Annotated in this window: 13 protein-coding genes; all 13 read right to left on the bottom strand. The window is 63.0% G+C overall.

Going from position 1 to position 9,016, the window contains the following annotated elements:
• Positions 1 to 541, bottom strand: a 541-nt coding sequence (locus G454_RS0101710) for a flagellar motor switch protein FliG (RefSeq protein WP_027717197.1), incomplete at its 3' end; no start/stop codon positions are given.
• A gap of 147 nt (positions 542 to 688) precedes the next feature.
• Positions 689 to 781 (bottom strand): flagellar hook-basal body complex protein FliE, encoded by a 93-nt coding sequence (gene fliE, locus G454_RS21250; protein ID WP_211229892.1) that lies wholly within the window; start codon positions 779 to 781, stop codon positions 689 to 691.
• A gap of 81 nt (positions 782 to 862) precedes the next feature.
• The gene (locus G454_RS0101705; protein WP_027717196.1) at positions 863 to 1,063 is read right to left on the bottom strand and encodes a hypothetical protein; all 201 of its coding nucleotides are present in this window, start codon (positions 1,061 to 1,063) and stop codon (positions 863 to 865) included.
• A gap of 4 nt (positions 1,064 to 1,067) precedes the next feature.
• Entirely contained in the window at positions 1,068 to 1,334 is a 267-nt protein-coding gene (locus G454_RS0101700; RefSeq protein WP_027717195.1) for a hypothetical protein, read from the bottom strand.
• Entirely contained in the window at positions 1,327 to 1,650 is a 324-nt protein-coding gene (locus G454_RS0101695; RefSeq protein ID WP_027717194.1) for a hypothetical protein, read from the bottom strand. The genes G454_RS0101700 and G454_RS0101695 overlap by 8 nt, the downstream gene beginning before the upstream one ends.
• A 41-nt stretch (positions 1,651 to 1,691) precedes the next feature.
• Entirely contained in the window at positions 1,692 to 2,306 is a 615-nt protein-coding gene (locus G454_RS17240; protein WP_051275757.1) for an HD-GYP domain-containing protein, read from the bottom strand.
• 32 nt (positions 2,307 to 2,338) lie between these two features.
• Positions 2,339 to 3,205 carry an Hpt domain-containing protein gene (locus G454_RS0101685; RefSeq protein ID WP_027717193.1) on the bottom strand — a complete coding sequence of 289 codons (867 nt, stop codon included), beginning with the start codon at positions 3,203 to 3,205 and terminating at the stop codon, positions 2,339 to 2,341.
• Positions 3,195 to 4,664 (bottom strand): chemotaxis protein CheA, encoded by a 1,470-nt coding sequence (locus tag G454_RS17235; protein WP_051275756.1) that lies wholly within the window; start codon positions 4,662 to 4,664, stop codon positions 3,195 to 3,197. Before G454_RS17235 ends, G454_RS0101685 begins: the two co-directional genes overlap by 11 nt.
• Positions 4,651 to 5,043, bottom strand: a complete 393-nt coding sequence (locus G454_RS0101675) for a response regulator (protein WP_027717192.1) — start codon at positions 5,041 to 5,043, stop codon at positions 4,651 to 4,653. Before G454_RS0101675 ends, G454_RS17235 begins: the two co-directional genes overlap by 14 nt.
• A gap of 14 nt (positions 5,044 to 5,057) precedes the next feature.
• Complete coding sequence (locus tag G454_RS0101670) at positions 5,058 to 5,864, bottom strand: CheR family methyltransferase (RefSeq protein WP_027717191.1); 807 nt, start codon at positions 5,862 to 5,864, stop codon at positions 5,058 to 5,060.
• Positions 5,865 to 5,876: 12 nt separating this feature from the next.
• Positions 5,877 to 6,464: a HEAT repeat domain-containing protein gene (locus tag G454_RS20175; protein WP_051275755.1), complete on the bottom strand. Its 588-nt coding sequence runs from the start codon at positions 6,462 to 6,464 to the stop codon at positions 5,877 to 5,879.
• On the bottom strand, positions 6,461 to 7,522 hold the full coding sequence (locus G454_RS0101660) for a protein-glutamate methylesterase/protein-glutamine glutaminase (RefSeq protein ID WP_027717198.1): 1,062 nt from the start codon (positions 7,520 to 7,522) through the stop codon (positions 6,461 to 6,463). The genes G454_RS20175 and G454_RS0101660 overlap by 4 nt, the downstream gene beginning before the upstream one ends.
• Positions 7,491 to 8,993 (bottom strand): chemotaxis protein CheW, encoded by a 1,503-nt coding sequence (locus tag G454_RS20740; RefSeq protein ID WP_027717190.1) that lies wholly within the window; start codon positions 8,991 to 8,993, stop codon positions 7,491 to 7,493. The genes G454_RS0101660 and G454_RS20740 overlap by 32 nt, the downstream gene beginning before the upstream one ends.
• Between the last annotated feature and the right edge of the window lie 23 nt (positions 8,994 to 9,016).

Here is a 9,016-nt window from a genome sequence, read left to right as displayed (position 1 = left end):
TTTCCAGGATGTTTTCGATTTCCCTGACCACCTCCGGCGGCACGCGGTCCATGAGGGCGATGCGCCGGGCAATGTCGCTCTGCTTTTCCGGCGGCAGGGAGGAGAGGATCATGGCCGCCTGCTCCGGCACCAGGTAGGTGAGGATGAGGGCAATGGTCTGCGGGTGCTCGTCCCGGATGAAGTTGAAGAGGTGCCGGGGGTCGGTGCGGCGCAGGCCGCTGAAAGGAACCTGCTTGATGGCCACGGTTACCTTGTTTAAAATCTGCTCCGCTTTCTGCGGGCCCAGGGCCTTCTCCAGGAGTTCCTTGGCGTAATTGTAGCCGCCGTGCATGAGGTACTTCCTGGCCTGGTGCAGCTCCAGGAACTCCTGGAGGACGCTGTCTCGCACGCCCTGGGGCACGTTTTCCATTAAGGAAATCTGCTGGGTGAGCAGCTCGATTTCGTCGTCATGGAAGTGCTTGAGCACCTTTGCGGAAAGTTCCGCACCCAGAGCAATAAGCACAATGGCCGCTTTTTGGACTCCGCTTAACTTGCCATTCATGGCCAACTTGCTCCTTCAGCCTGAACTTAACCACCCCAGCAATGGTTAGAAGGCTTTCCCCTGGCCATTTCTTTGAGCTACTGTACCTCGATAAATGAAAGCGAGGAGAAAACCGCTCCTTCGACCGGAACCCTCGCTCCAGACCCATTAATCCTGCATGCACCAGATCTCCTGGTAAGCTTCTACTAGCCTATTGCGCACCTCCACGGCTAGCAACATCGTGGCTTCCTCACACTTCACAACCCGAAATTTCATCCCAGTAGTGGGGCCAAATTAACCTACACCTCGGTCAGACAAAGCCCGGCCTTCCCCAAAAGAAACTCAACCACTCCCTTTCGCCGTCTTCTTCCGCCTAGGCCGCCAGCTCACGTACTTCTCCGGCGGGCTAAAGCTGCCGTACAGGTACTCCCGGAAGGCATGAATGAACGCACCCACATCTACCGGCCCCCGCTTGCTAGCACCTATGAGGCACCGCAGAAAGAGCCTGGCCAGTTCCTGCTCACGTACGTCCAGGCCCTCCAAAGTATCACCCTTCCTGAGCTTCCTCCTCCAGCACCTCCACGATGTCACCTGCCTCTAGTCTTCCTCCAGCTTTCCGGCATTTGGATAACTCTGCAACAGCTGCCACCCTGGGGTAAATCAGCGCAACCAACCTCTCCCATGCCTCTGCAGGGATCAAAAACGCACCGTGCCTCGCAATATAAGGTGCCGAACTATCCACAGCCATCTTGACGGCTTCCTCATACTCGGCCAGCCGCTGACGAAGTTCCAAAATCTCAACATCCTTATCCATGATGACCTCGGCCCCCTTGAGCCCTTTCACTTCCATTCTTTCCCTCCCAACTTCGCTTGTTCCCCAAAAGTCCCAATAAGGCATCTAGCTGCGCGCCCGGCCCGGCCATTTCCCCGGCCTTCCGGCGGTCCACCGACCCGCACAGCACCAGCCTGCACAGCGCGCCGAGCCTCACCTGCGGGTCGGGGTCGTCCACCAGGTAGAGGGCCAGGTCCTCCGGGCACCCGGGGTGGCGTACCGCATGCCACCTCATCTTGGGGTTTTCGGAAAGCGCCCACGCAACCAGCTTCCTCAACACCGCGCAGTCTGCTTCCATTCCGTCCACCTGCCTCTACGGCCGAGGACTTCTCCACACGCTCACACCCCCGCACGCACCCCACAGAGGCCGCAGCACTCGTCCAGCCTCCTCACCAAGGCCCCCACCACCTCTGCCGCAAGGCGCCCGCACAGGGCCTCTTGCCGGAGTATCTCCACCGCCTGGCGGGGGGAAAGGGCACCCCGGTAAGGCCGCGGGGCGACCAGCGCTGCAAACACGTCCGCCACGGCCAGGATCCTGCCCCCGGGAGAAATGGCGCTCCCCTTTAGGCCCAGGGGGTAGCCGGAGCCGTCCAGCCGCTCGTGGTGCTGGCAGCAGACCTCCACCAGGGTGCGGGGGTAGCGGCAGTGTGTCAAAATCTCGCGCGTATAGCCTACGTGTTTTTGCATTTCCAGGCGGTCGGACGGGCCGAAAACGCGCCGCGTGAAAAGCAGCTCCCGCGGCACGTGCAGCTTGCCAACATCGTGCAGGAGGCCCGCCTCGTAAAGCACGCGCTCCTCCCCGGCAAGCCCCATCTCCCTGGCCAAGAGGGAAGCCACACCGGCTACGTGAAGAGAATGCTCGTAAGTAACCCTGTCCGCGCCGGCCAGCTGTTCCAGCAGGCTTTCCGTTAGCGGATAGAGAACGCGAAATTCACGTTGTGCCAACACGGGCATGAAAAACCATCCTCTCGGTCGCTCCGCCCCCCTCAACGAAAAACGAAGCGGCTCAGGATTGAGTGATAAAAGGGGTCGGTGGTGTAGAAAATGCATCCCCTGCGGGCCGCTTCCGTCATGACCCTGAGCGCCTCCAGGTCAAGGGCCACGCAGTGCGGGTCAACTTTTACCGCCACCTTTTTGCCCCCGTGGCAGTGCTCTTCCACGCACTGCCAGAACTTCTCCCAGCTGGGCGCACCGAAGTCCAGCGAGGGCCTCACTTCCAGCGCCACCACTTCCTCGTAGCTCCGCAGGCACTCCTCCAGGTCTCCTTCCCCCACCTCGGTGCACACCAGTGCCTGCACGTCTTTCGGGACAACCCTGCCCCCCAAGAGGTCCTCAATCCGCGGCAGCGAGGCCTCGAGGCTACCCAGCTCCTCCAGGCGCTTCAAGATGACAAAGGCCCTGGCCTCCTTCATAGGAAACTCCGGGTCCAGATGCGCCCGCACGAAAAACCTCCGCCGTCCCTCTTCCGCCCCGCCGCCTGCCAGGAACCCGGCCACTTCCTCCGCCAGGCTCCTCGCCGCGGCAAAGGCGGCCTCGCTCCCGCCGTCCTTTGCCCCCCGCACCAGGAGGCGCAGGGCGTCCCGACCTTTAAGCATGAGGTTGCACACCTTGGGGGAAAGGGAAATTTCTCCTTTGCGCAGCTTGTCCAGGAGGTTTTCCAGCTCGTGGGCAAAGTCGCTCACCTCCCGGAAGCCAACGCAGGCCGCGGAGCCTTTGATGGTGTGGGCCACGCGGAAGATGCCGTCTATGATCTCCGGGTCCTCTTTTTCCTCCAGCTTTAAAAGCAGGTGTTCCAGGAGCTCAAGCTGCTCCTCCGCTTCTTCTAGAAAAAGAGAGAGCAGGTCAACTTTCAAGGGCTACACCTCCCAGCTCGCCGGCATCCAGAATCAGAGCAATGTCGCCGCTGCCCAAAATGGCCGCCCCGCTGAAAAGCCTCTGCGCGCCTACCTCGGGGGGCAGGTTCTTGAGCACCACGTCCTGCTCACCCAGGACCTTCCCCACCTCCACGGCCAGGCCGCCGAGCAACACCAGCAGGGTAACCTCCTCGTCGGGAGAAGCAGCGCCTTCACCGCGACCGAGCAGGCAGGAGAGGCGCAAAACCGGGTAGATGGCGTTCCGCAGGGGCACAAACTGCCTCCCCTTGAACTCCCTCAGGCGCCTGCGGCCCACTTTGACTATTTCCTTCACCTCTCCCACCGGAAGCCCGAACAGCCCCCCGCACTCAAAGAGGAGCACCTTGGTAATGCTCACGGTAACCGGCAGCTCCATGGTCACCGTCGTGCCGCAGCCCGGCTCGGTTTCCAGGCTCACGCGTCCACCCAGCGCCTGCACCGCTTCCCTTACCACGTCCATGCCCACGCCGCGCCCCGAGAGAGACGAGGGGGCCTCCCTTGTGCTGAAACCGGGGCGGAAGACAAACTCCAGAAGTTCCTCTTTGCGCAGCCGCTGCGCCTGCTCCGCCGGCACCCAGCCCCGGGCGGCAGCCTTTTCCCTTATCGCCTCTAAGTCCATGCCCCTGCCGTCATCTTCCACCTTCACCAGGATCCTTTCCCCGCGGCGGCTGGCCGCCAGCAAGAGCTTACCCGCCTCGGGCTTGCCCGCCCTTCTCCTCTCCTCCGGCTCCTCCAGGCCGTGATCAAGGGCGTTGCGCACTAGGTGGAGGAGGGGGTCGTAAATGGCCGCTGCCACGCTGCGGTCAATGGTTATCTCCTCGCCCTGGGTGAGAAACTGCACCTTTTTCCCCAGCTCCTGGCCGACCTCCCGCACCACCCTCCTGAAGCGCTCGAAAACCATGCCCACCGGCATGAGGCGCATCTCCATTACTGCGTCCTGCACGTCCCAGCTAATGCGCGAAAGGCGGGCGTGCCGCTCTTTGAGCTCCCTGACCACCTCCGCGGAAACTCCCAGACCCTCCAGGCGGCGCAACAGGTAGAGCAGCCCGTTACTCTCAATGATCAGTTCACCGGCAAGGCCCAGGAGGCGGTCGATTTTGGCTTGCTCCACCCTCACCGTCTGCGCTTCCGCCCATTCCTTCCCTCCTCCTTCCCGGACCGCCTGTATTGCGGGGGCTTCCCTCTCCCTAGCCTGCTGCCCGAGCAGAACCTCCACTGCTTCCCTGGCCGCCCTTTCTGAAACGTGCTCCCCCAGCACCAGGCTAACCCAAAGTTCCTCGCCGCGGGAGGTTACCTCCACCTTTTCCAGCCATCCCCTGGTCTCCATTTCCGCCAGCACCGGCCAGAGGTTGCGCCCGGCAATTTCCTGCGGCCCCAGCTCCAGCAGGCGCTTTTCGCCTGCCCGCTCACTTGCCGCCATGCGCTCCCCCACCTCTTTGGCCGACCACCATCCGGCAGACGGCCTGCAGCTCCGCAGGGTCAACGGGCTTCACCAGGTACAGGTCGGCGCCGGCCTTAAAAGCCTCCAGGCTGTCCCGGGAGCTGGCCCGCGTGGAAATGACGATGATGCTTACCTTTTTGCCCTCCGGTGTGCGGCGGACCTCGCGGATGAAGTCGTAGCCGTGCATGCGCGGCATGTTCACGTCCACCAGCAGGAGGTCAAATCCTCCCTCCATGAACCTCTCCAGACCCTCGTAGCCGTTGTCGGCCACCTCCACCTCAAAACCCTCTCCGCGCAGGATCTCCGCATGGTAGGCTCTCACCGCGCTGGAGTCATCTACCACCAGTGCCCTCGCCAAGACTCCAAACCCCCTCAACCCGCCTTCTGGTATATGATGGCATTCTTAAACCTCACGGGCTTAAAAACGGTGGTGATCCTGCTCATGGACTCCGAGTGCCCCAGGAATATGTACCCGTTGGGCTCCAGGGCCTGGTAAAAGTGGAGGGCCACCCGGCGGCGGGAAGCGTCGTCAAAGTAAATGAGCACGTTGCGGCAGAAAATGGCGTGAAAGCCCTTCATCTGCCGCATCCTCGCGTCGTCCATCAGGTTTACCTGATAAAACTTCACCCTCCTCTTGAGCAGCGGGGAAACGGCGTAGCCCCCATTTACGCGGGTAAAGTAGCGCGTAAAGTAAACATCCGGCACCTGGCGCACGGCGTAATCGTTGTAAACCCCTTCCTGAGCCCTGGCCAGGACCTCGGTATTGATGTCCGTGGCGTGTATTTCCCACGGGTAGCCCTGGGCCATTTCTTCCATGATGATGGCCAGGGTGTAGGCCTCCTCACCGGTGGAGCACCCCGCGCTCCAGATTTTGATCCCCGCCCTGCCCGCGCCGTTCCCCACCCAGAGGGGCAAGACCTCCTCCGCAAAGCACTTCAGCTGGTCGTACTCGCGAAAAAAGTAGGTTTCGTTCACGGTAAGGCTGTTTAAAAGCTCCTGCCATAGCTCGCCGCGGCCAAACCTCAGGGCGCTAAAATACTCGTTAAAGCTGCTGTAGCCTCTGGAGGCCATGTGCTGCTCCACGCGCCGCTCCACGTAATACTGCTTCTGGGGCTCAAAAAGGATCCCCGTCTGCCTGTAGATAAACTCCCGCAGCCTGTCAAAGTCAGCCTTCCGCAAGCCTCCGTCACCTCAATTCTCCAGCATCTCCAGAGCGCGGCGCACCGTAAAGGACAGGAAAGGGTCCTTAAACCTCTCCGCAGCGGCGCGCAGCAATTCTGCGTCCCGCTCTTCCCCTACCTCCCCCAGGTACTCCACGGCCGCCGCCACCACGTTGACGTCCTCATCCTCGCTGATTACCCGCCGGAAAAGGTCCGCGCCCGAAGCGCAGTTACTCTTGCCCAGGGTGTGCACGACCGAAACTCTCACGTCCCTATTTTCGTCCCTTAGAAGCCTCTCCAGCACCTCTAGGGAATCCTCGCTGCAGCAGGCGCTTAACACCTCCATGGCCGCGCTTACCGCGGAGGCTTCCCCGCTCTTTAAAAGCGCGGCCATTTCCTCCGCCACCGCTCTCGGCTCGCACCCCAGGAGGGCCCCGGTAATGGCCTCGCGCACCAGGGGGCTCTGCTCCCTCTTTAAAGCCCCGGCCAGGCACCGCACCGCTTCTCCGGTTCCCAGAGCGCCCAACCGCCAGGCAGCGTCCATCTTTTCCCCCTCATCCGGAGAGGAGGCCAAAACGTGCCCCAGTTCCTCCACCGTCTCCCTCGCCGCACCGCTCACTTTCTTTTCACCTTCCTTTCCAAGATGGCCGGAATTTCATAACACGGCACCACCACCTCCGCCCCTCCCCTCTCCAAGGCCGCCCGGGGCATCCCCCACACCACGGCCGTCTCCTCGCTCTCGGCAATGGTAAACCCGCCCCGCCGGCGCAACTCCGCCATGGCTTCTGCCCCGTCGTCCCCCATGCCGGTGAGGAGAATCCCGATCATCCTCTGGGGGGAGAAGGCTTCCATGGCCGAGCGCATGGTCACCTCCACCGAGGGCTTGAAAAGGGTGCCCTCGGGCCTGTGGCTCAGGTGGCAGCGCAGCCCGCCTCCGGATTCCCGCAGATGCAGGTGGTACCCTCCCCGGGCCACGATCACCTTGCCCGCCTCCACCTTCGCCCCCTCCGAGGCCTCCTCGACCTTCACGGCACAAACCCGGTCGAGGCGCTGAGCAAAGCTGAGGGTAAAGTGGGGGGGCATGTGCTGCACCACCACCACGCCCAGGGGAAGCCGCGGGGAAAGCCGGATGAGCACTTCCTCCAGCGTGCGCGGCCCGCCCGTGGAGACGCCTATGACCGCCAGCCATTCCAACCCGGGCAGCCCCGCAGGCGCAGCCGGCTTCTGCCGCGCAGCGGTGGCATCAGGCCGGGCGGCAGGACGGCCCCTCACCCTGGCCCGTGCCGCCGCTCTCACCTTGTACACGATTTCCTCTGCCAGGTTCTTTATACCCAGGGATACGGTACCTCCGGGCTTGGCCACAAAATCCACGGCGCCCAGAGCCAGCGCCTCCAGGGTTACCTCCGCACCCTCCTGGGTCAGCGAGGAAACCATGACCACCCTAGCCCTTGTCCTGTCCACGATGTGGCACAGCGCTGTAAGCCCGTCCATCTGGGGCATGTTCACGTCCAGGGTGACCACGTCCGGCTGCAGCTCCAGGGCTTTCGCCACACCCTCCTCGCCGTCCCTGGCCGTGCCCACCACCTCGATGTCGCCCGCTGCCTCCAGGATTTGGGCCAGAGCGCGCCGCATGAAGGCCGAGTCGTCAACTACCAGCACGCGTATCTTCCTTGCCAACGCTTTCCGCCTCCGCCAGCGATGCCGCGTATTCCTCTTCTTCCCAGGAAAGCACCTGCGTGGAGTCGAGGATGAGGACGTTCCTGGAGGCGTCCAGTTTGGCAATCCCGCTCACAAAGCACCTCTGCAGGCCGGCCACGACAATGTCCGGCGCGGGCTCCACCTGCGAGAGCGGCACCTTGAGCACCTCCCTGACACCGTCCACCAAAAGCCCGAGCACCGTGCTGCGGCCCTCGCAAATGAGGATGCGCGACTGCTCGTCCAGTTCCTTCGGGGGGTAGGCAAAACGCAGGCGCAGGTCCACTACCGGCACGATGGTCCCGCGCAGGTTCAGCACGCCGCACACAAAGGGCAGGGAGCCCGGCACGGGTGTTACTCTGGTGCCGCGGATGATCTCCCGCACGCTGGCTATGGGTAGGGCAAACTCCTCTCCGGCCAGCAAAAAGGTAACCAGGTGCTGCTCAGCCTCGGAGTGCCTCCTGCCCTCCTCGCTGCCTTCTTCCGCCCCGCCTGCCGTCACGCTCAGGGCTTCTTCGCTGACGAGTTTGGAGGCGTCCACCACAAAGACCAGGCGGTCTTCCCCCACGCGGCAGACGGCGCTAACCTCCCCATTTTCACGGTCCCTGAACAACCCGGGCACCGGCTCGAGGGATTTTTCGCTGACCCTTAGCACTTCCGCCACGCTGTCCACCACCAGCCCGGCCAGGAGGTTGCGGCCGGCCCCCAGGTAGGCCACCACTACCCTCCCTCCTTCCTCCTCGGGCAGTCCGAACAGCCGCCGCAGGCTTAAAAGGGGCAGAACCTTCTGGCGCAAGGAAATCACGCCCAGCACGTAGGGGGGCGCACCAGGAAGGAAGTTAACCTTTTCCGGCAGGTGCACGATTTCCTTCACGTCGGCAATGTCCAGGCCGTATTCCTCACCGCCCACGCGAAAAGTGAGGAGCTGCTTTTCTTCCTCCACCTGCCTTGCCCCTTCCTCCTGCCCCGCAGCAGCCCCGCCGAAGGTGACCCCGCTGCCGCCCCGGCAGCTTTCTTCCCCTGCGGAGCCGAAAAGCCCCCCCGGCTCCAGCAGCAAAACGAGCCGGTCCTCCAGCTTGGCTGCCCTGGTTATCAGGTCGGCCCCTGCCGTATTGCCTTCCTCCCGGCGGAATTCCTCGACGCTGGATAGCGGCACGTCCACCACGCCGTCCACGCGGTCCACAATGAAGCCCGCCTGGCGCTCCTTAAACCTAACCACCACCACCCGACTGCCCTCATCGCCGTTGCCGGAAGGCAACCCCAGCCGCACGCGGGTATCGTACACCGTCAGGATGGTCCCCCGCAGGTTGGCCAGCCCCTTTATGTAGGGGGGTGCCAGCGGCACCCTGACCACCGCGGGCACCCTGATGATCTCCTGAAGGTACTCGATGGCTATGCCGTAGCTTTCCTCCGCCAGCCGGAAAACCACGTACTGCTTGCTTCCACCGCCCATACCTCACACGCTCCCCGGCCGCC

The organism is Desulfovirgula thermocuniculi DSM 16036, assembly GCF_000429345.1.
Classification (GTDB): Bacteria; Bacillota; Desulfotomaculia; order Desulfotomaculales; family Desulfovirgulaceae; genus Desulfovirgula; species Desulfovirgula thermocuniculi.
The sequence above is the reverse complement of the archived record's forward strand: the minus strand, read 5'-3'. Positions and strand labels throughout refer to the sequence as shown.